Origin of the sequence: Endozoicomonas sp. ALB115, assembly GCF_049310245.1 — a bacterium.
Classification (GTDB): Bacteria; Pseudomonadota; Gammaproteobacteria; order Pseudomonadales; family Endozoicomonadaceae; genus Endozoicomonas.
Genome location: NZ_JBLYZG010000003.1, coordinates 63,488 through 89,088 on the forward strand (window position 1 = coordinate 63,488; position 25,601 = coordinate 89,088).

17 protein-coding genes and 1 pseudogene are annotated in these 25,601 nt (G+C 50.3%); 8 read left to right on the forward strand and 10 right to left on the reverse strand.

Annotation, left to right across the window (positions count from 1 at the left end; genetic code table 11):
- Nucleotides 1–71: 71 nt before the first annotated feature.
- Together ACO6VE_RS02215 and ACO6VE_RS02220 are read right to left on the reverse strand one after the other, a co-directional pair.
- Nucleotides 72–1,085: a hypothetical protein gene (locus ACO6VE_RS02215; RefSeq protein ID WP_422459489.1), complete on the reverse strand. Its 1,014-nt coding sequence runs from the start codon at nt 1,083–1,085 to the stop codon at nt 72–74.
- A 212-nt stretch (nt 1,086–1,297) separates the two neighbouring features.
- A pseudogene (locus ACO6VE_RS02220) lies at nt 1,298–1,410 on the reverse strand (IS200/IS605 family transposase); the annotation flags it as partial.
- 115 nt (nt 1,411–1,525) lie between these two features.
- Between ACO6VE_RS02220 and ettA the strand changes: the two are divergent.
- Nucleotides 1,526–3,193 (forward strand): energy-dependent translational throttle protein EttA, encoded by a 1,668-nt coding sequence (ettA, locus tag ACO6VE_RS02225; protein WP_422447903.1) that lies wholly within the window; start codon nt 1,526–1,528, stop codon nt 3,191–3,193.
- A 381-nt stretch (nt 3,194–3,574) separates the two neighbouring features.
- Here the strand turns inward: ettA and ACO6VE_RS02230 are convergent, their stop codons facing one another.
- From ACO6VE_RS02230 to ACO6VE_RS02245, 4 genes are all read right to left on the reverse strand, one after another.
- Nucleotides 3,575–4,732: an RING finger domain-containing protein gene (locus tag ACO6VE_RS02230; RefSeq protein ID WP_422446505.1), complete on the reverse strand. Its 1,158-nt coding sequence runs from the start codon at nt 4,730–4,732 to the stop codon at nt 3,575–3,577.
- 211 nt (nt 4,733–4,943) lie between these two features.
- The gene (locus tag ACO6VE_RS02235; protein ID WP_422446507.1) at nt 4,944–6,122 is read right to left on the reverse strand and encodes an RING finger domain-containing protein; all 1,179 of its coding nucleotides are present in this window, start codon (nt 6,120–6,122) and stop codon (nt 4,944–4,946) included.
- Between the two features lie 175 nt (nt 6,123–6,297).
- The gene (locus tag ACO6VE_RS02240; protein ID WP_422446509.1) at nt 6,298–6,480 is read right to left on the reverse strand and encodes a hypothetical protein; all 183 of its coding nucleotides are present in this window, start codon (nt 6,478–6,480) and stop codon (nt 6,298–6,300) included.
- Between the two features lie 104 nt (nt 6,481–6,584).
- Nucleotides 6,585–7,253 (reverse strand): hypothetical protein, encoded by a 669-nt coding sequence (locus ACO6VE_RS02245; protein ID WP_422459491.1) that lies wholly within the window; start codon nt 7,251–7,253, stop codon nt 6,585–6,587.
- 110 nt (nt 7,254–7,363) lie between these two features.
- On the opposite strand from ACO6VE_RS02245, the gene ACO6VE_RS02250 reads away from it, so the two are divergent.
- On the forward strand, nt 7,364–7,930 hold the full coding sequence (locus ACO6VE_RS02250) for a DUF4202 domain-containing protein (RefSeq protein ID WP_422446515.1): 567 nt from the start codon (nt 7,364–7,366) through the stop codon (nt 7,928–7,930).
- Nucleotides 7,931–8,123: 193 nt separating this feature from the next.
- Nucleotides 8,124–11,186, forward strand: a complete 3,063-nt coding sequence (gene ydiJ, locus ACO6VE_RS02255) for a D-2-hydroxyglutarate dehydrogenase YdiJ (protein ID WP_422459493.1) — start codon at nt 8,124–8,126, stop codon at nt 11,184–11,186.
- Between the two features lie 100 nt (nt 11,187–11,286).
- Here the strand turns inward: ydiJ and dmsD are convergent, their stop codons facing one another.
- From dmsD to ACO6VE_RS02275, 4 genes are all read right to left on the reverse strand, one after another.
- A complete protein-coding gene (gene dmsD / locus ACO6VE_RS02260; protein ID WP_422459495.1) occupies nt 11,287–11,880 on the reverse strand; it encodes a Tat proofreading chaperone DmsD in 594 nt (197 codons plus the stop codon).
- A 94-nt stretch (nt 11,881–11,974) separates the two neighbouring features.
- Nucleotides 11,975–12,724: a class I SAM-dependent methyltransferase gene (locus ACO6VE_RS02265; protein ID WP_422459497.1), complete on the reverse strand. Its 750-nt coding sequence runs from the start codon at nt 12,722–12,724 to the stop codon at nt 11,975–11,977.
- Between the two features lie 48 nt (nt 12,725–12,772).
- Complete coding sequence (gene glgB / locus ACO6VE_RS02270; RefSeq protein WP_422459499.1) at nt 12,773–14,992, reverse strand: 1,4-alpha-glucan branching protein GlgB; 2,220 nt, start codon at nt 14,990–14,992, stop codon at nt 12,773–12,775.
- Nucleotides 14,985–17,441, reverse strand: coding sequence for a glycogen/starch/alpha-glucan phosphorylase (locus tag ACO6VE_RS02275; protein WP_422459501.1), 2,457 nt, complete (start codon nt 17,439–17,441; stop codon nt 14,985–14,987). The genes glgB and ACO6VE_RS02275 overlap by 8 nt, the downstream gene beginning before the upstream one ends.
- Nucleotides 17,442–17,985: 544 nt before the next feature.
- On the opposite strand from ACO6VE_RS02275, the gene malE reads away from it, so the two are divergent.
- From malE to malQ, 5 genes are all read left to right on the forward strand, one after another.
- Nucleotides 17,986–19,203 carry a maltose/maltodextrin ABC transporter substrate-binding protein MalE gene (gene malE / locus ACO6VE_RS02280; RefSeq protein WP_422459503.1) on the forward strand — a complete coding sequence of 406 codons (1,218 nt, stop codon included), beginning with the start codon at nt 17,986–17,988 and terminating at the stop codon, nt 19,201–19,203.
- A 34-nt stretch (nt 19,204–19,237) separates the two neighbouring features.
- Complete coding sequence (gene malF / locus ACO6VE_RS02285) at nt 19,238–20,794, forward strand: maltose ABC transporter permease MalF (RefSeq protein WP_422459505.1); 1,557 nt, start codon at nt 19,238–19,240, stop codon at nt 20,792–20,794.
- An 85-nt stretch (nt 20,795–20,879) separates the two neighbouring features.
- Nucleotides 20,880–21,770 (forward strand): maltose ABC transporter permease MalG, encoded by an 891-nt coding sequence (gene malG, locus ACO6VE_RS02290; RefSeq protein WP_422446530.1) that lies wholly within the window; start codon nt 20,880–20,882, stop codon nt 21,768–21,770.
- Between the two features lie 82 nt (nt 21,771–21,852).
- Nucleotides 21,853–22,989, forward strand: coding sequence for an ABC transporter ATP-binding protein (locus tag ACO6VE_RS02295; protein WP_422446532.1), 1,137 nt, complete (start codon nt 21,853–21,855; stop codon nt 22,987–22,989).
- A gap of 21 nt (nt 22,990–23,010) precedes the next feature.
- Nucleotides 23,011–25,287, forward strand: a complete 2,277-nt coding sequence (gene malQ / locus ACO6VE_RS02300) for a 4-alpha-glucanotransferase (protein ID WP_422459507.1) — start codon at nt 23,011–23,013, stop codon at nt 25,285–25,287.
- Nucleotides 25,288–25,601 lie beyond the last annotated feature (314 nt).

A 25,601-nucleotide genomic window follows, 5' to 3' on the forward strand; every position in this document is an offset into this window, starting at 1 on the left:
GGCTCCTGGACGGGCGCTATTCTCAGACAGCCTCCCAGAGAATCAAAGGACAAGCGAGAGTGGGAGCACGTTTATGAAATATCCGGGCTATCTTTTGACACTAGATTTTGGCCTGAATTTTCTTTCATAAAGGACAAAAATTGTTGTTTATCCGGGAATGCGGACAAGATAAATACCATGCGTTGACATGATTTCCCACTGGATTTTATGTCACTAGCTGTGCCTATTGAAAAGACGTTTTCTGAAACAATGCAGCCGTTTTCTGGATAGGGATATTGTTTAACTGTTTCAGGAATATGTTCTGTTTCAGGAATATGTTCTGTTTCAGGAATATGTTCTGTTTCAGGAATATGTTTTGTTTCAGGAATATGTTTTACTGTAGAAAAAAGCTTCGAAAAAAACGTTTTTGATGCTTTATCGGCTTCTGGTGCTTTATCGGCTTCTGGTGCTTTTTCAGCAAAGAGCAGATCTCCACCGGAGTATGCACCGTCCTTCTGCTTGCATGGCGAAATGACTGATGACATGGTTAAAGGGGCCCAGCCAGTACTCCAGGGAATATTCACTATTTCAGGGTTGTCTGAATTGAGCGTGTATCTTACTATTCTGACACTCATAGGAACTGACTGACCGGACCAATTGCCTAGAGTTGCCATTTTTTCCAGGTTGGAGCAAACGAAATTAGCCATTGATTCAGTGGCATTATTTTTAGCTAGCCTCATTCTCACATCAACTTCATTGGCTAATTTACAAGATTTGTCAAATGTGACAATGGGTGCTCTTACTGTAAGTCCCAAATCAACCGTACTCCCGAACATATCCATATATTGGTAATGATCAGGGGAAAAGCCATTAAGTCGGGTTGGGTGGAAAACCTTTTCATTTGGGCCATGAATATCATTAACACTTTTTAAGTCTTTTATGCCCTGGTATACCTGACGCACTAAATTTTTCTCATAACAGTCTTCAAGGCTGATAACAAGTCGGCCCTCAAACTTGCCTTCCATTTGATCAGTGGCATTGTTCAAGACTTCGCGCAGTTTGAAATTATATTGTGAAGTAATGTCTGCTGTAGGTCCCATTAACATAAGGAAATCCTCATTCAAAAATTTAAAGTGGCCAACCTAAAGAGATTGGTATGATAGTAGAAACATATAAATATTTTGACATTGGCAGTTATGAAAAAGTTCCATGCTGACTTAAACGGCGTTTTCCACCATTTTCATGGGGTGGATCCAGAGGAATTTTTCAGAGCAGGGATAAAATGTCTGTAATCACAAAAGCATCACAAAAGTGCCTCCCAATACCGCTTCTTCAAATCCCGAATACTCTCAAACAGGCTGGTTAAAGATCTTCCTTTGATTCTTCATAAATTTTTCCAGGCACCATATTTGATGCTGCTGACACCAACAGATCTAGTTACACCATTGAGAATCTCAAACACCGGGAATGACTTTACAACTCCAACATTGTTTTACCATTCTTTGTTGTATTGTATTATTCAGTTCAATTTATCACGGATAAAATGATGTCTCAGTTCGTTTACACCATGAATCGGGTGAGCAAAATCGTTCCCCCGAAACGTCAGATCCTAAAAGATATTTCTCTCTCCTTTTTCCCGGGTGCCAAAATTGGTGTTCTGGGCCTGAACGGTGCGGGCAAGTCCACCCTGCTGCGGATTATGGCCGGTGTGGATAAAGAGTTTGATGGCGAAGCCCGCCCTCAGCCCAACCTGAACGTCGGCTATCTGCCCCAGGAGCCTGAGCTGGATCCGGCCAAAACCGTCCGCGAAGTGGTTGAAGAAGCACTGGGGGAAGTTAAGGCCGCTCAGCAGCGTCTGGATAAAGTTTATGCCGCCTACGCTGATTCGGATGCCGACTTTGATGCCCTGGCCACGGAACAGGCCCGTCTGGAAAACATTATTCAGGCCGCCGATGCCCACAACCTGGAGCGCAAGCTGGAAGTGGCAGCAGACGCCCTGCGTCTGCCTGAGTGGGATGCAAAAATTGAACACCTCTCTGGTGGTGAGCGTCGCCGCGTGGCTCTCTGCCGCCTGCTGCTCTCCAGCCCTGAAATGCTGCTGCTGGACGAACCCACCAACCATCTGGATGCGGAATCCGTTGCCTGGCTGGAACGCTTCCTGGTTGAATACCCAGGAACCGTTGTTGCCATCACCCACGACCGTTACTTCCTGGACAATGCCGCTGGCTGGATTCTGGAACTGGACCGTGGTGAAGGTATTCCTTACCAGGGCAACTACAGCGCCTGGCTGGAACAGAAAGAGCAACGTCTGGAACAGGAACAGAAGCAACAGGATGCCCGCCGCAAGGCCATGGAACACGAGCTTGAGTGGGTTCGTTCCAATGCCAAGGGCCGTCAGTCCAAATCCAAAGCCCGTCTGGCCCGCTTTGAAGAGATGCAGTCCCAGGACTTTCAGAACCGTAACGAAACCAATGAAATCTACATTCCACCCGGTCCACGCCTGGGTGACAAGGTGATTGAAGTCAACAACCTGAGCAAAGGGTTCGGTGACCGCCTGCTGATTGATGACCTGAGCTTCAGCATTCCCAAAGGGGCCATTGTCGGCATTATCGGCGGTAATGGTGCCGGTAAATCCACCCTGTTCAAAATGATCACCGGGCAGGAGCAGCCGGATTCCGGAACCGTTGAGCTGGGAGACACCATTAAAATCTCCAACGTCCAGCAGCTTCGTGATGAGCTGGATGACAGCAAAACCGTCTGGGAAGCCATTTCCGATGGCCAGGACATTCTGCGCATCAACAACTATGAAGTGCCATCCCGTGCTTATATTGGCCGCTTCAACTTCAAGGGTGGCGATCAGCAGAAGCGTGTCGGTGAACTCTCCGGTGGAGAGCGGGGCCGTCTCCAGCTGGCGGCCACATTAAAAGACGGTGGTAATGTGCTGCTACTGGACGAACCTTCCAACGACCTGGACGTTGAGACCCTGCGTGCCCTGGAAGAAGCCCTGCTGGCATTCCCCGGCTGTGCCATGGTGATCTCCCACGACCGCTGGTTCCTGGACCGTGTTGCCACTCATATTCTGGCCTACGAAGGCGACTCCAAAGTGACCTTCTTTGAAGGTAACTACACCGAGTATGAAGCTGACCGCCTCGACCGCCTGGGTGCAGAAGCCGCTGGTCCGCACCGTATTAAGTACAAACGGATTGATGCCTGACGATATCTGCTAATGATGCACCCGATCATCTAGCCCGGATATTTCATAAACTGCCCCGAATCTCGCGCAGGACTTTGTCGCTCTAAGGGATTTTGTGAGGGAGCGCCGTACCGGGGAGTATGGTCGACTGAACAAAACTCCCTTAGAGCGGCAAAGGACAAGCGAGAGTGGGAGCACGTTTATGAAATATCCGGGCTAGAGCAGCTAAGCGTTGATCTTAGGGTATACATTAAGCGCCTACTCCCCGCTTGGGTAAGTTAAAGATCGAACCACGAAGGTCACGAAGAGCACAAAGAAGAGATTTTCTTTTCCTTCGGCTCTTTGTGTTCTTCGTGGTTCCATCCGAAAACCATTGAAAATGGAGGGGTAAGCTTCTTCAGATCAGAATAAGAACCTATCGCTATCAAACTGCCCAGAGGGAATGTCTAACGTACTGTCACTAACAGGGCATTGAGAGCTGGAGTAACATTCTAAGTCTATAGTTTCACTCCGGCTGTTGGAGTAAACAGCGTCAACAGAATCAACCGGCCAGCTCTCGAAAGGCTTTTCAGAAGGGGTCGTGTCGAATAACTTCTTATATTCAAGATTCATTTTTTCCAGCCCCAGTTTCAATCTATCCCAGCTAAAAAATTTAGTAGATGGGTCGAATACGGTGCGAAGAGGGATGGATTTATTTAAGTTATTGATAAAAATAGCGTTCTGTTTCCATAAATCATAACGAACGATGTGGAGTTCTGTCTTTTGGTCAAAAATAGCTGGATACGTGTTTCTCAGGTTGAGAAATAATAAATCGGTTCGAATGTCTTCCAGAAGATTTTTGAAAGCAGCTTCTGGAGTTGTCGCATTGTTAATAGCAGCAGACGTATAGCCCAAATTACACATGGGCTCGTTGGGGTTAAACTTCACATAAATGATAATCATTGGTTGAGGGTGAAACTGGATGAATTCGTCTGTGTAGCAACATTTTTCATCATAAAATACATCAGCGATTGTGTACTGTTTTTGGGCAAATGACTCAAGGAGCCATGCAATAATTTGGGTATGGTTGTTCTTCAGAAAGTCTTTTGCCTCTTGATGTGGGAAAGTTACCAGGGGATAAGGGCAGAGAGCTTTCGTGCCGGAGCTGATCGAGGCATTGGTTCCTACGACGGTACAAAGGTTATTAGTGCATTCCAGTGGCAAACTCTCTCTTAATAATGTGCTGTTATCGTAGACTTTAATCGTTGAAGGACTGACAGCACCCTTACACTCAGGACAGGGCTGCTGATAATTTAATAGCCTATTAGTGCATTCTGAGTGGTACACATGGAAGCATGGTAACAAGGATAATGGTTTGATTTCAGTACTGGTTAAAGTTTGCAGGCAAAGAGCGCAATTACCTTGTAGAGCAGCTTCTACTCGCCGGGATGACTGTGTAGCTTGAAGCTGGTGCCCCTTAAAGTTTGCATTATTAGCTGGAGACGTTGATTCAGATGTATGGGCTGTAGGGTCAGGGATAACGTATTCAGGCTGTTTCCCAATGCTGCTGGTATCAATCAAGTTGTATCTCCACTTTTCCTGAAGTTAATTTCATCTTTTGACTATTTTCACAATGAAAAGTTCCTGACCGGACTTACAGTAGGTTTCGTTAAATGGTAACTGTCCTCTTAGCCAGAAATATACACTTCCATTTGGCCAACTACTTATCTGCTGCTAATGCACCTGAGTTAATTCGAGGTGATCAGGTATTACCCGGTTAAGCTTCTTCAGATCAGAATAAGAAACTATCGGTATCAAACTCCCCAGAGGGAATTTCCAACGCACTTTCACTGACAGGGCGTTGAGAGCCGGGCGTGCTCCATTCTGCGTCTGCGGTTCCCCTCAGGCTGTTGGAGTGAAAACCGACAACAGAATCAAATCCCCGGCTCTGAAAAGATCTCATCCGGGAAAAATCATTACACTCGAAAAATCTTTGAGAAGGAGTTGTTTCGAATAACTTCTTATATTCAAAACCCTGTTTTTCCAGCTCCAGTTTCAATCTATCCCAGCTAAAAGATTTAGTCGATGGATTGAATATGGTGCGAAGAGGGACGGAGTTATTTTTGTCATTGATAAAAATAGCGTTGTATGTCCATAAATCATAACGGTAGATGTATAGGTCTGTGTTGCAGTCAAAAATGGCTGGATGCGAGTTTCTCAGACTGAGAATTAATAAATCGGTTCGAATGTCTTCCACAAGATTTGCGAAAGCAGATTCTGCCGTTTTTGCTTTATTAATATCTGCAGACGAATAGTACAATTCTTTCATTGGCTCGTTAGGGTTGTGCTGCACAGAAAGCGTAATCGCTGGTTTCTGGTGAATGTGTTCGAATTCTGTTCCACAATATTTTTCGTAATAACGCACATTAGCCGTTGTGTAGTGTTTTTGAGCAAATGACTCAAGGAGCCATTCAATAATTTGGGGATGGTTGTTTTCCAGAAAGTTTTCAGCCTCCTGATATGGGAAAGTTGCAAGAGGATAAGGACAGAGAGCTTGCGTGCCGGAGCTGATTGAGGCATTGGCACCTACGACAAGACAAAGGTCTTCAGTGCATTCCAGTGGCAAATTCTCTCTCAATAATGTGCTGTTTTGGTAAATTTTAATTTTTGAAGGACTGGCAAGAGCCCTGCAGTCAGGACAGGACTGTTGACTTAATGCTGGAGCATAACATTCTGAGTGGTACACATGGAAACATGGCAACAAGGATAATGGCTTGATTTCAGTATTGATGAAAGTTTCCAGGCACAGAGCGCACTTACCTTGCAAAGCAGCTTCTACTCGCCGGGATGACTGTGTAGCTTGAAGCTGGTGCCCCTTAAAGTTTGCATTATCAGCTGAAGACGTTGATGTAGGGGCTGCAGATTCAGGGATAACGTATTTGGGCTGTGCCCCACTGCTGGTGTTAATCAAATTGTATCTCCACTTAACCTGAAGTGAATTTCATTTTTTCGACTAATTTCACAGTGAAAAGTTCATAACCGGGCTTACCGGTGAAACTGGATGGGCACGACAAGGTCTTTGCGAACTTCACCCGGACTGGCTGGGGAGCAGATACGATCGTCAATATTTAAACCTGAATTCTGATTCAGGAAAGCGAGTCCTCTACCCAATTCTCAATTCGCAGTCCGTCCACCCGTTTAACCCCCCGGGTATTATTGGTCACCAGTACCAGACCTTCACTTCGACAATGGCCGACAATATGCAGGTCATTAAGTAGTTGGCCAAATGGAATCGTATATTTCTGGCTAAGTGGGCAGTTACTATGCAAGGCGCAACGTAGGGAGCATAGCAGTAGCTATGTGACCGGAGTTGCAACGCCGCAGAGTGATTGACAACTTAGTCAGAAATATATGATTTCATTTGGTTAACTACTTATTCACAGACAGCAATATCGGAAGGGCGGAACACCTGCAAACCGGACACATCCAGTAATGACTGCTGGTACATCAAGGTTGCCAGTGCTGTAATCCGGGTGGGACGAAGTGCTTTCAAACCGGAAACCGGCAGGCTGCCTAACAGCGACAGCAGATAAAATCCAACAGACTCCATCAGCCGAAACTCATCACGATTGCCATGCAGCAATGACGGCTGGTAAATAGCCAGAGAGCGAAGCCCCAGTGCTTTCAGCCCACTCTCCGCCTCACCTTTCACCTTCATATAAAAGGCCTGCGACCCCTTATCTGCGCCATAAGCACTGATCAGATGAAACGACGGCTGTCCATGGTCCACTGCCCACTGACCAAGTGCCAGAACATAGTCACGATCAACTTTGGCAAAGGCTGACCTTGAGCCAGCTTTCTTTATGGTGGTACCAAGACAACAGAACAAGACGTCAACGGTTAAATCCAGATCCTGTAACTGATCCAGGCTCAGCACCACCTCCCTGACTTTGGCGTGACCCGCCCATTGTGTCGTTCGGTAGTGCAGAACAACGACCTCGGAGTAGTGGCTTCGCTCCAGCAGGTATTGCATCAACACCTGCCCGGTGGCACCGGTCGCACCAACCACCATGGCAACCCTTGGGGGCTTTTCTTTACTCATCCTTTTTAACCCGACTATCCAGTTGAGTAGAATCACAAATACCAGTCGAAATCCACTGGCAAATCAAGTAAAAAGTGCGGCATAACTATTTTAAAATGAGATCGCAGTTTATGACCAGGCTTGCAGAAACATTGGCCGCCATTGACCAGCTTCACCAGATGGACCCAAGCGTCATTGATGATACCCCGGCAGAATTAAACTACGCCCGGCAAATGACCCACTGGTTACAACAGCTGGCTCCGGATGCTTCTGAGGAGTTGCAGATCGCCGTTCGCAGTCAGCACCTCTGCCGCTGGGAAATCCCCCGGTCAGAATACCCTGAAGGACGAACCGGCTACCTGAAGTGGCGCACCGAACTGGGCAAGCTGCATGCCCGAAAAGCCGGTGAAATCATGGCCAGAAACGGTTATTCAGAAGCAAGCTGTGCACAAGCGTCCGCGATTATCCGCAAGCAGGGCATCAAGCGAAATGCCGACACTCAGACGCTGGAAGACTGTGCCTGCCTGGTCTTTTTGACCCACGACTTTTCGGCCTTTGCCGCCAAACACCCCAGGGACAAGGTGATCGCCATTGTGCAGAAAACCTGGAAGAAAATGTCTGAGCAGGCCCAGCAGAAAGCGTTGGCGTTGCCATTTGCAGAGCCTGACCTGCAGGTTCTTCAGGAGGCGTTGGCGTAGGAACAGTCATACTTCAATAAGCGCTGCCCGCTGCCCGAAAAAGACAGACCGCATGTGCCTGTGCTTTTGCGGGCAGCGGGCAGCGGTCTCAGACAACAACTTACCAGAGCCCCCCCCCAAACCCACCACCTTTTGTTCCCTACCTTCCCTGCTTTACGTACAATACCCTACGGGATTGATGGGGAGTAAAGCTGTGATCAGTAGGCTGGATCAGAAAACAACAAACACCTTATATAGCCACTTTGCCCGTGAGCTGGCCTCTGCTGGCTTCAGCGGGGATATTGAGCTGGGCTATGCCGACCGGACCGTTCTGGCAACAGACAATTCAATCTACCAGGTACTGCCAGAGGGAGTGCTCTACCCTCGCTCAACAGCAGACATCAGCAAGATTCTGACCCTGGCCAATAAGCCATCGTTCCATCAGATCGTCGTGTCTCCCCGTGGTGGTGGTACCGGCACCAATGGTCAGTCGCTGACGTCTGGTTTTATGGTGGACACCAGTCGTTATATGCACCGGGTGCTGGAGATCAACACAAAAGAGCGCTGGGCCAGGGTTCAATCCGGCGTGGTCAAGGACTACCTGAACGAGCTGGCGGCGAAAGAAGGCCTGTTCTTTGCCCCGGAACTCTCCACCAGCAACCGGGCAACCGTGGGCGGCATGGTGAATACCGATGCCAGTGGTCAGGGTTCCGTAGTGTATGGCAAAACCCGCCACCATGTACTTGAACTGACCTCAGTGCTTGCCGATGGCACGGTATGGAACTCCTCACCAGTCGATAACGATCAACTTGAGCAACTGTGTCAACGACAGGATCGTATTGGCGAGATTTATAACACCCTGAAAAAGACCCACCGCGAACATCAACAACAGGTGTCTGACGTATTCCCGCACCTGAATCGAAACCTGACCGGCTATGACCTGGCCAATATTGTCAATAAAGATAACCAGCATGATCTGAATGCCATTCTCTGCGGTTCCGAAGGAACCCTGGCCATCATCAGTGAAATCAAAGTTAACCTGCTGCCTATTCCCAAACACTCTGCCCTGGTACTGGTTTTCTACAGAAGTTTCCAGGACTCGCTGCAGGATGCCCAGACACTGATGTCCGCCGTGCCAGATTCCATTGAAACCATCGACTCCCGTGTGCTTGGGCTGGCAAAGGCTGACAGTGTCTGGGAAAGCGTCAAAGACTTCTTTCCCAGGCAGAGTGATGATATTGACGGCATCAACTTTGTCGAGTTTACCGGCGACGATGAAGCGGAGATTCAGCAGGGTATCGATCGCCTGAAAGCCGTACTGGAACAACCGGTCAGTATCTGGCGTGCCGGTCACAGCGTAGTGAACGGCACCGGCAATGTTAAAAAAATCTGGAACATGCGCAAGCAGGCTGTCGGGCTGCTGGGCAATATGAAAGGCGACGCACGCCCTATACCCTTTGTGGAAGATGTGGCGGTTCCTCCGGAAAATCTCGCTGACTTTATTCAGGCATTTCGGGCACTACTGGACAGTCACAACCTTTCCTATGGCATGTTCGGGCATGTGGATGCCGGTGTTCTCCATGTCCGCCCGGCCATCGATATGAAAGACCCGGAACAGGAGAAACTGGTCCGGTTAATCAGTGATGACGTGGCCGCCCTGGCCAAAAGTTATGGTGGTGTGCTCTGGGGCGAGCACGGTAAAGGGATCCGTTCGGAATACGCACCGGACTTCTTTGCCGAGCTCTACCCGGTGCTGCAGGAAATTAAAGGCGTATTTGATCCCTACAACCAGTTAAACCCCGGCAAGATTGCCACCCCCGCCACCGAACCGGTTCAGCTGCTGAAGATTGATGAAGTGCCCACCCGTGGCCAGCAGGACCGGGAAATTGAGCGCAATGCCTTTGCCGCGTTTACCAGCAGTTTGTACTGCAACGGCAATGGTGCCTGCTTTAATTACAACCCCAACAGCGCCATGTGCCCCACCTGGAAAGCCACCTATGACCGGACGCAATCCCCAAAAGGCCGCTCGGGCCTGGTGCGGGAGTGGCTGCGGTTACAAACCGCCGCTGGTGCCGACATAGCTGGCGAAAGCCATAAGATCCGTCAGGCGGGCCCACTCTACAACGGTGGTCAGAAACTGATAAACCTGGTGAACAAATGGCGGGGTGAAGAGGACTTCAGTCATCAGGTGTATGGCGCTCTGGATAACTGCATGAGCTGTAAATCCTGTGCCGGACAGTGCCCGATTCAGGTCAATGTTCCCGATCTGCGTTCCCGTTACTTCGAACTTTACCACGGCCGCTACCCGAGACCGGTCAAACACCATGTGGCCGGTTTACTGGAGCCAATGCTGCCGGTACTCGCCAGGATCAAACCGGCTTACAATCTGGTTATGGGCTGGTCAGTGGCCAATACCCTTGCCAGCAAAACCATTAGTCTGCAGGATATTCCGGCGATTACCAGTTCATCGCCGGTTAACGACTGCTGTCGTGCTGGTGCGGCCATTGCCAACCGCACGTTACTGGATGCCATCCCCGATAGTGAACGGGATAAAACCGTCATTATTATTCAGGATGCCTTTACCAGCTTCTTTGAAACACCGCTGCTGACCGACCTGGTTGAGCTGCTGATTCGTCTTGGCTACCGCCCATTGATTGCCCCCTACCGCCCCAATGGAAAAGTGCTCCATGTCTATGGCTTCCTGGGTCGGTTTGAAAAAATCGCCAGAACCAATGGTGAGGAGCTGAAAGCACTGGCCGACAGTGGCATCAGCCTGGTGGGCATTGATGCGGCGGTTACCCTGACCTATCGGGATGAGTACCGGGAAGTGATGGGCGACAGGTCCCCGGAAGTACTGCTCCTGTCCGAATGGTTCGCCAAACAGTCAGAAACAATACGTCAGTTGCAATTAAGCCTTGCCTCCGCTGAGGCAGAAGACTTTGTGCTACTGGGCCACTGCACAGAAATCTCCAATGTCCCCGCAGCTCCTGCTCAATGGCAACAGTTATTCAGTGACCTGGGCCTGAAACTCACCTATAAAGCCACCGGCTGTTGTGGGATGGCGGGCATCTACGGCCATGAGACCCGTAATCAGGATACCTCAAGAAAGCTCTACGATATGAGCTGGAAGGAGGTTGTGCAGAACCCTGAACACAGTGGCAGGCTGGTAGCTACCGGTTATTCCTGTCGCAGCCAGGTGAAACGTTATGGTGATGGCAAGATTCCACACCCGGTTCAGGCACTGCTGCAGGTGATGAAACAACAGGCTTTGAATTAGCCTTTTTGAACCACGAAGGGCACGAAGAGCACTAAGTCTTTGTGACCTTTGTGGTTCCAGTGCTTGCACGACAACCTTCTTGTATTGCAGTGAAAAAATCTTATCGATATAGCTGATGGGTTGCCGCCGTCACATCATAGGCTGCAGAGACTTCCTTCAGGAATTCATCAGCCACCACCGCCAGCGCACGGTAAAAGCCACTCTCATCCGCCTCTGCCAGCAATTCCAGATAACGGCCAGACCATGGCAGCAGATGGGTGCCAAGCAACTCCACCACCGCATCGTCATTCTCCGTTTCCATAAAGTAAGCCATGGCCAGAATCATCAGGCCAAACTGATCTTCCGGCTCATTCAAATCGGTATCCAGTTCCACCTGGTTTGCCCGCAGAAACTGGCGATAGGCCTGCGCCGTTTCACCCAGCAGCAAATTTTCCCGGTCCAGATAAACCGATCCCCAGGGCGGTGCTGGCATAGAGCCCTGCCCCTCAAACAACATGGAAAATTGATAAGTCAATTCCGCTATATCCACAGAACACAGCTGTGCAGCAGCTTCTTCAATAACAGAAGGATTCTGCCAGTCCAACAGAGCAGGCAGCTCAGCCAGTTCGGCAATAACGCTACCGGCTTCTTCGGAGGTTGGAGAGTAATAAAACAGGGTTCCCAGCATTCTGGGAAGAACAGCAATAGCAGACAACTCGGCACTTCCTGAAATCAAACGTACGCAGACGACTAACTATAGTAGCAGGCGATTTTCTTGAGTATATGGACTAATACCGAAAACCTTTCCCTCACGTCCTGAACGCCTCAATTGCCACAATAAACGGATCGGCCTGATACGCTGCCCAGTAATCGCTCCCCCTGGCCTTAAGCCCTTCTTCCGATACGGCTGGATAAAGCACATTCACGTTGGTCAAACCTGCCTCTTGTAAGCACTGAACAATGGTATCGGTAGACCAGCAGTAATCGGTAAAATGAACCTCAGTATCCCCGACGTGAATGGCCAGCTCAAACGGATCACCGTCCTGCAGGTTTGCCACAGCGTCCACTTTTTTTCCATAGCAGTCATCCGGTGTCTGAGGATTACCCTGCACCCGGGCATGACGCTCAGAATCCAGCGCCAGCAGATAACTATAGCCGCCCGGTGACGTATGATGCCAGAGGGTTTCGGCCAGCTCTTTCAGATGGTTCAGGCTGCCCAGGCGACAGGTCAGCCAGAAGGCCAGCACCGCAGAAAATGAACGCTCCAGTCGCAATGTCGTTGGATCCGCCTGCTTGTACTCAATACTCGGTTCAGCAGACTCGTTCAACTGTATAGCCCGATCCAGCATGGCCGGGCACTGATCCACCCCCACCACATACTCAGCCCCGGCCGCCAGGGCAAGGCGGGAAAAGAAACCTTCGCTGCAGCGCAAGTCCAGCACAGAATTTACCGGGTGTGTCACAAACAGACTTTTTACATAAGGGGTGTAAACGTATTTGCCAACGGGGGACTCAGCCACCGCAATGGCATAATCATCCGGCGTGAAAAAATGACTCATATTTACGCATCCTTAAATGAGCAGTCTGCTCAAATCCAGAGAAATGGATTATTCGGTCAGGTGTAAGAAAACCGTCGCTAATGGCGGTAGCGTCATCACTAATGAATGCAGCTGATGATGCATTGGCACGGGCTCTGCCACCAGGGACCGTTCATTCAACACACCACTGCCGGCAAACTCACGACTGTCGGAACTAAACACCTCTTTCCAGACACCGGCTCCGGGGACTCCCAGCCGGTAATGGGGCCTGACCACCGGGGTAAAATTACAAATGACCACCACCGGTGAGTCATTGAAGGTATGCCGACTGAAGGCAATGACTGACTGAAGCACATCATCAGTAATTAACCACTGAAAACCCGTTGGGTCATAATCGGACTGCCATAAAGCAGGTGAGGCCTGGTAAGTGGCATTCAAATGCCTGACCATAGTCGTCAGGCCACGGGAAAATTCTTTTTCCTCCGGTAATAACCAGTCCAGCTGACCATCGTGATTCCATTCACGGTAGGAACCCAGCTCCGCGCCCATAAACAACAATTTTTTACCTGGATGCCCGAACATATAACCGTACAAAGCGCGAAGGTTGGCAAACTGCTGCCACTCATCTCCCGGCATTCGGCTGAGCAGTGTGCCTTTGCCATGGACCACCTCATCATGGGAAAGCGGTAAAATAAAGTGTTCACTGTCGTTGTACACCATACTGAACAGGATCTGATCATGGTGATAACGACGATGCTCCGGGTAGCGGGCCAGGTAATTCAGGCTGTCATGCATCCACCCCATATTCCACTTGTAACCAAACCCCAGTCCGTTGTCGTAAGTAGGCATTGAGACGCCGGGCCAGCTGGTAGACTCTTCAGCAATCATCATGGCATCAGGATAGTGCTGATATACGGCTTCATTCAGCTCCCTGATAAACTGGACGGCCTCAAGGTGCTCATTGCCCCCCAGAACATTGGGCTGCCACTCTCCCTCCCCCCTTGAATAGTCGAGATAGAGCATGGAAGCGACCGCATCCACCCGCAGACCATCCACATGGAACTGTTCAAACCAGAACAACGCATTGCTGATCAGAAAGTGTCTGACCTCCGGGCGTCCGTAGTTATAAATATGTGTCTGCCAGTCCGGATGCCATCCCCTCTGGGGATCTTCATATTCATAAAGATGGGTGCCATCAAAGTGGGCCAGGCCATGACTGTCAGAGGGAAAGTGTGCCGGAACCCAGTCAAGAATGACCCCGATACCGGCGTCATGAAACCGGTCTATTAAGGCTTTCAACCCATCCGGATCTCCGTAACGGCTGGTTGGCGCAAATAAACCCACTGGCTGATAACCCCAGGAACCATTAAAAGGGTGCTCGTGAAGCGGGAGAAATTCAACATGGGTAAACCCCATTCCTTGCACATAAGGCACCAGTTGTTCAGCCAGTTCAGTGTAATTCAGTAGCTGACCACGCTTGCCTTTTTTCCAGGAACCCAGGTGCACCTCATAAATACAGACCGGTCGATCTAACCCCTGGCACTGATGCCACACCGTATTCTGCCATTGATATTTGCGGGAATCATAAACAATGGATGCATTCCCCGGTGGCTGCTCCGCATAAAAGGCAAAGGGGTCCGCCTTATGGGGCAGCAGCTGACCATTCGGGTCTTTCAGCTCAAATTTATACAGATCCCCCGCTGTTACTTCAGGAATAAACAACTGCCATATACCACTGTTACTGCCAGCCATCTGGTGCAGCCGACCATCCCAGTGGTTAAATGAACCAATCACACTGACACTGCGGGCATGGGGCGCATAAACACGAAATAGGACGCCTTGCCAGCTATGGCCTGACAGCGTTACCGAATGGAGGTGCGCACCCAGTGTATGGTGCAGCCAGTTGTGGCGGATGACCGGCTCTGTACGACAAAGGCTGGAGAATTGATAAGGGTCGTTAGCCCTGAACTGATGATGCTGGGCATTGGTGACCAGCAGATGATATGCCTGAGGCTTCGAGATATCCGGAAATTGCCGCTCAAACAGCCCCGGTGCAATATCAGTCGCGGGCCCCAGGCTCTTTCCGGTAACCTCATCAATAACCTCCACACTGATGGCATCTGGCCGCCATACTCTGACTACCAGCCCTTGACCGGTTCTGGCGGGATGCCAACCGAGCAAATCAAAGGGGCTGGCACAGCAGGTATTCAGAAGGTCATCAAGCACAGTATCCCGGCTGTCGGAATCCACCCGGATATCTTCAAGAGCACCGGCCATAATCCTAGACATCAATATTCCAGATAGTTTGACAGTAGTCGACAATGGATCGATCCGATGAAAACTTGCCCATGGAGGCGGTATTAATGATCGCCATGCGCCACCAGTGGGATGGGTTCTTCCAGGCTTGAACGATCCGGTCATGGGCGTCACTGTATGACTGGTAGTCAGCCAGGGTCAGGAAGTAGTCCGAATCCAGCAGAGATTCCACCAGTGGACGAAAGGCATCCGGCTCGTCAGGGCTGAGGTCTCCCGAGGCCAGCCAGTCAATAACCGCCTTCAGTTCTTCATTGTGCTGATAGACATCCCGGGGGTTATAACCCCGCTGGCGCAGATCACTGACATCATCCACCGTCTTGCCGAAAATAAAGATATTGTCCTCGCCCACCTCTTCAGCAATTTCCACATTGGCGCCATCCAGGGTTCCTATGGTTAACGCACCATTCAGGGCAAATTTCATATTCCCGGTACCTGAAGCCTCAAAACCGGCGGTGGATATCTGCTCGGAAACATTGGCCGCAGGAATGATTTTCTCAGCCAGACTGACCCGGTAATTAGGCAGGAACACCACTTTCAGCTTGTCCCGAATGCGGCGGTCATTATTGACCCGCTCAGCCACACGGTTAATGGCGTAGATAATGTTTTTCGCCACCAGGTAACCCGGTGCTGCCTTGGCTGCAAAAATAAACACCCGTTGTGGTACATCCAGGTCCGGGTCCTCGAGCAGACGACGGTAAATCGCGATGATGTGCAAAAGATTCAGTTGCTGCCGTTTGTATTCATGCAGACGCTTGATTTGCACATCAAAGATCGCCTCAGGATTGACTTTGACACCGCACAGCTCATCAATAACACCAGCCAGGTGTTTCTTATTGTCCAGTTTGATCCGGGCAAATGTTTCCTGAAACTGTGGATCATCAGCCCGGGTCTTTAACTCGCTTAATTGGGCAAGATCGCTGCGCCAGTCGCCGCTGAGTGTTTGATCAATCAGCTCAGCAAGTTCAGGGTTACAATTGGCAAGCCAGCGTCTGGGGGTGACGCCATTGGTGACATTAACAATTTTCTCAGGCCAGAGCTGGTCAAATTCCGGGAAGAGGTTTGCCTTCACCAGCATTGAGTGCAGAGCAGCCACCCCATTGACTTTATGACTGCCGATCACCGACAGGTATGCCATACGTACCATTTGTGGTTCTGCAGGGTTTGCCGGCTCTTCAATAATCGACAGACGACGTTTCATCTGATGGTCACCGGGCCACTGTGCTTCTACCTCCTTATTCAGGAAGTGGTAGTTCAGTTTGTAGATCAATTGCATGTGTCTGGGTAAAACCCTTGCAACCAACCCCTGAGGCCAGGTTTCCAGGGCTTCAGGCAGCAGTGTATGGTTGGTGTAGCAGAAAACGCTGCGGCATACTTCCAAAGCCCTGGTAAACACAAAATCTTCTTCATCCATAAGGATTCGCATCAGCTCAGGCACAGCAATTGCCGGGTGCGTATCATTTAACTGAATAACGACTTTACTGGTAAATTCTTCCCAGCCTTTATGCTCACGCTTGTAACGGGCAATAAGATCCGCCAGCGAGCAGGCAACAAAGAAATACTGCTGAATAAAGCGCAGCTCTTTGCCTTCCGGATGACTGTCGTTTGGATAGAGCACCTGACTGATATTTTCTGCGAGAATTTCCCGGAATCTGGAATCCTGATAACGACCGGCATCAAAGCTGTCCAGGTCGAACCCTTCTGTCGCCCGACCCTCCCAGAGGCGCAGGGTGTTAACACGCTCAGTGTTATAGCCGGTTATTGGCAAGTCCCAGGGAACACCGAGCACTTCCTGGGTATCCTCCCACAGCTTTTTGCCATCAACTTCCCTGACCTTGCCGTATAATCGGATAACCTGTTTTCTTTTCGGTTTTTCAATGCCCCAGGGAAAATTGTCTTCCCGCCAGGCATCCGGACTTTCCACCTGTTTACACTTGACGAAGCCCTGCTTGAACAGACCGAAGCGGTAATTAATGCCATAACCAAAAGCGGGAACGTTCAGAGTGGTCAGTGAGTCGAGAAAACAGGCAGCCAGTCGTCCAAGCCCGCCATTACCCAGTGCCGGATCCGTTTCGTATTCCAGAACATCCGCAAGGCTCACGCCAAAACTGGCCATGGCTTGCTCAGCCTGATGGTAGATCCCCAGATTATGGAGGTTGTTGCCCAGCAAGCGCCCTACCATAAACTCAAGTGACAGGTAGTAAACCCTTCGGGCACCCTGGTCTTTTTCATCCCTTCGGGTACTCCTTGTACGATCCAGATTGATCTCCCTGGCCAGCAGGCTTAATGCTTCCCAGTAATCTCCGGGGGTCGCTTCCTCGGGTTCAACCCCGAGAGACTGCTCAAGATGACGACGAATTCCCTGTTCAATCTGAACCGTATCCATATTACGAACTGAACTCAGATCTACATTGATTCTATCCATATCAAACACTCTCTTGTGGCAGCTCAAGCTTTTCAGATTGATCAATTGAGAGGAGTCGTCACAGAAAACAGCTTGAGAAAAGTCACTAAAAACTACGAACCGGTACACGGAGGCAAAGTTAATCCTTGCGCCATGACCAATAATGGAAAACCATGAGTAAGTTATAGTTGCCTGACCCTGATTAGGTATACTTTTGTCGTTTTTTTTTAGGGTTATATCAATTTAAACAATATAAACGACGATAAATAATTAATTCATATAAATTAAACAACAACTGACACTTAAATAAAACCACACAGCGGATAATCAGTATTAAAAACAAACTGCTAATAACCAAAACATCACCTTGATTAATGTATTGGATATTCTTACTGGCATACTCAAACACAGCGATTATTATTAGTCGGTATTCGACTCATTCATCTGGCTAAGACCTGACTGGTTTTTTAGTAATCAACCATGGTTCTTTTAACCTGTTAACGACTTTCCTTACCCGAATAACCAGCCGCTTTCCAGCAGCCTGGTTTACCCGGAGAAATCAGAAATGATCCCTTCGCTGATTAAAAAAACTTGCCCAGCTATCCTGACAGCACTGTCACTGATCTTTGCCGGTAGCGCATCGGCCTTCAACTCTGACGAGCTGTTGATATGGGTTGGTGGCGATAAAGCCTATGAAGGTATCCGCAAGGTCGGTGCCCAGTTTACCAAAGACATGGAGATAACCGTTAAAGTCGAAATACCGGAAAATATTACCGACCGCTTTCAACAGGCAGCAGCCTCCGGCAGCGGACCAGACATTATTTTCTGGGCCCATGATCGCTATGGTGAATGGGCAAGAAGCGGTTTGCTGGCACCTGTCAGCCCATCATCAGAGTTCAAAAAAAGAGTGAACAGCATTGGCTGGGAAGCCATGACCAGCAATGGCAAAATTTATGGTTACCCGATTTCTCTGGAAGCCATCAGCCTTATTTACAACAAAGCGATCCTGCCAGCCCCCCCGGCCACCTTTGAAGAAATGTTTCCCCTGGCAAAGAAGCTGAAACAGCAGGCAATCCCCAACAAGAAAAATGAAAAAGGCATCATCACCATTATGTGGGATCAGGATCAGCCCTATTTCACCATGCCACTGCTGGCAGCAGATGGTGGTTATGTTTTTCAGAAAACGGCCAAAGGCTATAACGTCAAGAAAACCGGCGTCAACGATCCGGGTGCCATGGAAGGAGCCAAAATGCTGGTGGACCTGATCGATAAGGGCGTGATGCCTCGTGGCGTTGACTACGGCGTGATGGAAGCCAATTTCAACCAGCAGAAAGTGGCCATGATGATTACCGGCCCCTGGGCCTGGGCGAATCTGGATAAGAGTAAAATCAGTTATGGTGTTGCACCGCTGCCCAAACTTCATGGTAAACCGGCCAGGGCATTCGTTGGCGTATGGGGCCCCGCACTGAATAATGCCAGCCCCAACAAGTCCATTGCCAAAGAGTTTCTGGAGAATTACCTGCTCACCGAACAGGGGTTGACCGTGATGAACAATGACGTCCCTCTTGGTGCCGTCGCCAATAAGGCGTTGATGAAAAAACTGATGAAAGACCCTCGTATTGCGGCAACGTATCAGAATGTTGAACGGGGTCTGATCATGCCCAATGTTCCGGAAATGGGTAAATTCTGGTCTGCCATGGAGACCGCTCTGCGCAATATTACCAGTGGCCGACAAAACTACCGTGAAGCCCTGAACGATGCGGCCAAACGCATCATCGGCTAACTGTTTTCTGTCGGTAAAAAGAGGCCAGCACGTCATGAGCACAGCAAGAGCGACCAGCAGTAGCGGTGCCTATCTGGTGATCGCCATTGTTGCCGTCATCGATCTGATACTTTTATACGGTGTAACCTTGATGTATGCCCAGGGAGAGCTGGCTTTTGCCATGCTCGTGCTGGTGCTTGCGACGGCAGGCTCATGGGTTTTTGTCAGCAAAAAAGGGTACAACTACCGCTATGTTTACCCCAGCCTTCTGGGGGTAGTGACCTTTATCGTCTTTCCGCTGATTTACACGGTTAATGTCGCCTTTACCAATTACAGTTCTAACCACCTGCTGTCTCTTGAGCGGGTCAGGGCTATACACCTGGCAAAAACCTACCGTACGGGCGGTGAATCGTTTTCTTTCAAGATGTATCAGGAAGGTCCCAGCTTCCGGCTGATGCTGACCAGTGCTGCAGGCGGTGAGGCGCACTATCTGACCGGGCCATTTACCGACAGTGGTCAGCCTCAGGAGCTGAAAGCCTTTGAGTCCCTGCATGTGCCAACCGGAGCGGCCCTCCCAATCCGGGAAGTCATCAAAAAACGTTCAACGCTTCAGAAGCTGGATATTGTTCTGCCTGATGGCACTGAACTGGCCATGACCAGTCTGAGAAAGTTCGGGGCTATTGCCAGGATTTATCGTCCCGATGACCACACTGACCGGCAATACCCGGAACAAAGCCTTGCCCTGGTCGATAACCGTACGGGAGAGATCATCTATCCGGATATGGCTACGGGATATTACACCAACGAAGCCGGTACCGAGCAGATGGGTCCCGGTTTCACCATCTATACCGGTTGGGATAACTTTGTCCGGGTCTTTACTGACCCGGGTATTCAGGGACCTTTCCTGAAGATCTTTACCTGGACGGTGATTTTTGCCGCACTTTCTGTTGCCTTCACACTGATTATCGGCCTGTTAATGGCCTGTCTGGTGCAATGGGAGCCGCTGAAAGGGAATGGCGTTTACCGGTTGCTGTTGATCCTGCCTTACGCAGTTCCGGCCTTTATCTCCATCCTGATTTTCAGAGGGCTGTTTAACCAGAACTTTGGTGAAATCAACCTGCTGCTGGATATGCTCTTCGGAACTAAACCAGAATGGTTCAGTAATGAAATGCTGGCCAAATCCATGGTCATTATTGTCAACACCTGGTTGGGCTACCCCTACATGATGATCCTCTGTATCGGGCTGCTGAAAAGTATTCCGGATGATCTCTATGAAGCGTCGGCCATTGATGGCGCTTCACCGGCCCAGAACCTTGTCCACATTACCATTCCGATGATTATCAAGCCGCTGATTCCACTGCTGATTGCCAGCTTTGCCTTTAACTTCAACAACCTGGTGCTGATCGCCCTGTTAACCGACGGTGCTCCGGATATGCTGCACGCCACCACCCCGGCAGGAGCTACGGATATCCTGGTGAGTTACACCTTCCGTATTGCCTTTGGCTCCTATGGCCAGGATTACGGTCTGGCCTCTGCGATTGCCACAGCGATTTTTCTGATGGTGGGCTTTATTGCCTGGGTAAACCTGAAAGCAACACGACAATTGCAATAATGTTTAACCACATGGCAGACAAGTTTTATCGTTCCCACGCAAAGCGTCGAAACGAGATGAAAGAAGTCATACAGGAGTCGTTATCATGGCAATGGTGCAACCAAGAAATCTGAAATACCGGGTCTGGACAGCCCGTATTGTCATGTGGCTGTTCCTGCTGGTGATTCTGTTCCCTTTTTTTATGATTATCTCCGTTTCCCTGCGCACCGGAAACTTTGCCACGGGCTCCCTGATCCCTGAAAACCCCAGCCTTGAACACTGGTATCTGGCACTGGGTATCCCCTGGGAGAATGCCGATGGCTCTATTACCCAGCCACCGTTTCCGGTGCTGGCCTGGTTGTGGAACTCTATCAAGGTGGCCATCATCAGCTCTGCCCTGATCCTGATTCTGGCGACCACCGGCGCCTATGCCTTTGCCCGGCTGCGGTTCCGGTTTAAACAACAGATGCTGACGGCCATGATGATCCTGCAAATGTTCCCGGCCGTTCTTGCACTTGTGGCTATCTACTCGCTGTTTGACCAGATTGGCGACTACATCCCCTGGCTCGGTCTGGATAGCCTGGGTTCCGTCACACTCGCCTACCTGGGCGGTATGGCCCTGCATATCTGGCTGATCAAAGGGTACTTTGAAACCATCGATAACTCCCTGGAAGAAGCAGCGGCTATTGATGGGGCAACGCCCTGGCAGGCATTCCGTTTTGTGCTGCTGCCGCTGTCCGTCCCCATTCTGGCGGTTGTTTTTATCCTGGCATTTATCGCCAGTATTGCCGAATACCCGGTGGCATCGGTGCTGCTGCAAAGTATGGATAATCTCACCCTTGCGGTGGGCTCCAGACAGTATCTGAACCCTCAGAACTATTTATGGGGCGACTTTGCCGCCGCCGCCGTGCTCTCCGGTTTACCCATCAGTATTATTTTCCTGGCCTGCCAGCGCTGGATTGTCGGAGGACTAACATCGGGTGGCGTCAAAGGTTAAAAAAACGCCGCCCGCTTCCCGCTGCCTGTAAAAGTGGTTCGGCTGTTGCGGGCGGCGGGCAGCGATCTTTTAAAGGTGTCCTATGGCAGAAGTTAAACTCGTCAACATTGCGAAAAGTTATGACCAGGGACAAACCTGGACTCTGAAAGACATCAACCTGAACATCGGTAATGGTGAATTTATCGCGTTCATCGGCCCATCCGGTTGTGGCAAGTCAACGCTGCTGAGGATGATCTGTGGGCTGGAAGATATCACCAGCGGTGAGCTGAGCATTGATGGCGAGAAGGTGAATGACTGGCCACCCAATGAGCGTCGTGTGGGCATGGTCTTCCAGTCTTATGCCCTCTATCCCCATATGTCGGTGGCAGAAAACATGGCCTTTGGCCTGAAGCTGGCCAGGGCGCAAAAAAGCGTGGTTGATGAACGGGTGGGTGAAGCCGCCCGCATCCTGCAACTGCAGGCGCTGCTGGAGCGTAAACCCAAAGCCATGTCCGGAGGTCAACGACAGCGGGTTGCTATTGGCCGTTCCATTGTGCAACAGCCCAGGGTCTTTCTGTTTGATGAGCCCCTGTCAAACCTTGATGTGGCCCTGCGTGTCCAGATGAGACAGGAGATTGCCAGATTACATCGCCGACTGAAAACCACCTCCATCTACGTCACCCATGATCAGGTGGAAGCCATGACCCTGGCGGATCAGATTGTGGTATTGAGTCCCCTGGCACAGGGCGCAGCCAGCAACCTTGAGCAGGTGGGGAAACCGCTGGAACTTTATCACCACCCGGCCAACCTGTTTGTTGCCGGCTTTATTGGCTCCCCCAAAATGAACCTCTTTGACGGCGTCATTGAAAAAAACGGAGAACAGGAGACGCATGTTCGTCTGACCACTGGCGAAACCCTGAAAGCCTGTGTCGATACCAGCAAAGCTGATCCGGGCTCCCGCGTGGTGTTAGGAATTCGACCGGAACATACCCTGGCGGAGACCGACAATGGCAATGCCGTTGATGGACGGATTGAAGCACTGGAGCGCCTGGGTGCTGAATCATTTATCTATATGAGCCACGATACCATTCGAGAGCATTTTATTGTGCGGGTAGAAGACTCCCTTCGCCGGGAAGAAGGCAGTAAAATACGTGTCGAGCTGTCACCTGAGCATTGTTATCTGTTCGATGCCAACGGCACGGCCTTTCGCCGAACCCGGGCACCGGAAATTGATCAATAAACTTGCCAAGTGAGTCCATCCATGCACGACATAAAACAGATTGATGCCCTGGCCGGGCTTTGTGGTATTCCCGCCCATTATATTGATGCTGCTGGCAATCCAGTCACCATTGAGACGGACTATAAACTCAATGCGCTAAAAGCCATGGGGGTTGCTGCGGGTAACGAGCTGGAAGTCCAGGCCTCCATCGACGGCATTCTCAGAAAGCAATGGTCATCATTGATTCCTGTGGTTCACGTGGTTCACTGCGGAGCGCTTTTCACGGTTCCCGTTCAGGTTGACGAAGCCCATCGGAATGAATCGCTGCGTGGTGAAATCATTCTGGAAGACAACCGTTCAATACCACTGGCCATCAACCTGTCAGAACTTCCGGAAGAAGACAGGCTCTCGGTGGACCAGCAGGAGCGAATACGCCTGCTCTGCCCGCTGCCGGAAGACCTGCCGGCAGGCTACCATCAGCTGTCCGTTACTCTTTCTGCTCATCAAGAGGGTGATCATCACGACAGCTGCCGCCTGATCGTCGCGCCACAGACCTGCTACGAGCCTGATATCCTCAGCTTTGAACAGCCCGGGCCTACTGAGAAAATCTGGGGAGTCAGTGTCCAGCTCTATACGCTCCGCTCAGAAAACAACTGGGGAATGGGGGATTTCAGTGACCTGAAGCAGCTGGTGCACAAACTCGGACCACAAGGGGCGGATATTGTCGGCCTGAATCCAATTCATGCGCTCTACCCGTCCAACCCGCTGCATTGCAGTCCTTACAGCCCGTCCAGCCGAAATTTTATTAATCCACTGTATATCGACGTTACGGCGTTGCAGGAATATCAGGATTCAGCGGAAATACAGCAACATGTGAACAGTGACGACTTTCTGCGTCAGTTACAGAAAGCCAGGGACAGCTCACATGTGGAGTATGACCGGGTGGCTTCACTGAAATTTTCAGTACTGGAAATGGCTTTCAGCTATTTTGAAAAACACGCTTCTGGTCAACAAGCTTCTGGTCAACAAGCTTCCGGTCAACAAGCTTCCGGTCAACAAGAAAGCACCAATCAATCCTGCAAGTCAGCCGACTTTAGCCATTACTGTGAAGAAAAAGGTCAGGACCTGGAGCTTCAGGCCACCTATGAAGCCCTCTTTGAGCACTTCAGATCCAGAGATATCAATAGCTGGGGCTGGAATTGCTGGCCTGCGGACTATCAAGACCCTGACAGCCCGAATGTGAAGGATTTTGTTGCCCGCTCAAAAGAGCGAATCCGATTTTATATGTACCTGCAGTGGCTGGCCGAGCAACAACTGGCTGAAGCCCAGCAGGCCGCCGTTGAATCCGGCATGCGTGTCGGTATTTACCGGGACCTTGCCGTAGGCGTAGACAGAGGCGGTGCCGATGTCTGGGCCCACCGTGATGACTATGTTCTCAATGCCAGCGTCGGTGCCCCTCCCGATACCGTTGCGCCACAGGGACAGAACTGGGGACTTCCGCCCTTCAACCCAAACAGGCTGCGGGAGCAGGCCTATGCACCATTTATCGATATGGTTTATGCCAATATGCAGCACTGCGCTGCACTGCGTATTGATCATGTGATGGGGATACTCCGACTCTGGTGGTGTCCGCCGGATAAAACTGCAGACTATGGAGTCTACGTTAATTATCCACTGGATGATCTGTTAGGCATCATTAAACTGGAAAGCCAGCGACAGCAGTGCCTGATTTTTGGTGAAGACCTGGGAACCGTACCGCCGGAAGTAGAAGCAGCGCTGCCAGCAGCCCACTGCTACTCCAACGAAGTGGTGCTCTTTTCCAGGGTCGAAGATCACTTTCTGGCACCAGCAAAGTACAAACCGCGAGCCCTGACCTGTATTTCCAATCACGATATTCCCACACTCAGGGCCTGGTGGAACTGTAATGATCTTGATTTACGACAGGAGCTGGGTATCTACGATTGGGCCAGAACAGAGCAGGAAAAAGTTGCACGGCATGAAGACAAACTGGCTCTGCTCAACACCCTTGCCGATATTGGCGAAGCGCCTTATGGCGTAGACCCCAGTGATTTAAACTCTATGGGCTATAGCCGGGAACTGATGGAAAAGATCCATTACTACCTGGGCAAAACTGCATCCAAAATCATTGTTATCCAGCTGGAAGATGTGCTTGAACTGGATACACCGGTCAATGTTCCCGGCACCAGCAGCGAGTACCGTAACTGGAGCCGCAAACTGACCCGCACTATCAGCGAGATATTTGCCAGTGAGGAAAACCGGGTATTGTTCAAAAATCTTGGGCTGACCCGTAAGGCCTGAAAACCCTGGCCCGGATATTTCATAAACTGCCCCGAATCTCGCGTCGGACTTTGTCGCTCTAAGGGATTTTGTGAGGGAGCGCCGTACCGGGGAGTACGGTCGACTGAGCAAAACTCCCTTAGAGCGGCAAAGGACAAGCGAGAGCGGGAGCGCGTTTATGAAATATCCGGGATAGGGAACAGCCTTTAATTAACCCTGAATTCGTATCAAAAATTCATAACCGTGTTTGAGTGTCCAAAAAACTAAAACCGCTTCAGGTGTAAACTACACTTACCCAATATCATCCCGGTTATGTACGACTTAGAACGTACAAA

Bases quoted from the DNA above. Each gene is read 5' to 3' on its own strand.
- ACO6VE_RS02215 (WP_422459489.1), bottom strand. From the start codon at position 1,085: ATGTTAATGGGACCTACAGCAGACATTACTTCACAATATAATTTCAAA.
- ettA (WP_422447903.1), top strand. From the start codon at position 1,526: ATGTCTCAGTTCGTTTACACCATGAATCGGGTGAGCAAAATCGTTCCC.
- ACO6VE_RS02245 (WP_422459491.1), bottom strand. From the start codon at position 7,253: ATGAGTAAAGAAAAGCCCCCAAGGGTTGCCATGGTGGTTGGTGCGACC.
- ACO6VE_RS02250 (WP_422446515.1), top strand. From the start codon at position 7,364: ATGACCAGGCTTGCAGAAACATTGGCCGCCATTGACCAGCTTCACCAG.
- ACO6VE_RS02265 (WP_422459497.1), bottom strand. From the start codon at position 12,724: ATGAGTCATTTTTTCACGCCGGATGATTATGCCATTGCGGTGGCTGAG.
- glgB (WP_422459499.1), bottom strand. From the start codon at position 14,992: ATGTCTAGGATTATGGCCGGTGCTCTTGAAGATATCCGGGTGGATTCC.
- ACO6VE_RS02275 (WP_422459501.1), bottom strand. From the start codon at position 17,441: ATGGATAGAATCAATGTAGATCTGAGTTCAGTTCGTAATATGGATACG.
- malE (WP_422459503.1), top strand. From the start codon at position 17,986: ATGATCCCTTCGCTGATTAAAAAAACTTGCCCAGCTATCCTGACAGCA.
- malF (WP_422459505.1), top strand. From the start codon at position 19,238: ATGAGCACAGCAAGAGCGACCAGCAGTAGCGGTGCCTATCTGGTGATC.
- malG (WP_422446530.1), top strand. From the start codon at position 20,880: ATGGCAATGGTGCAACCAAGAAATCTGAAATACCGGGTCTGGACAGCC.
- ACO6VE_RS02295 (WP_422446532.1), top strand. From the start codon at position 21,853: ATGGCAGAAGTTAAACTCGTCAACATTGCGAAAAGTTATGACCAGGGA.
- malQ (WP_422459507.1), top strand. From the start codon at position 23,011: ATGCACGACATAAAACAGATTGATGCCCTGGCCGGGCTTTGTGGTATT.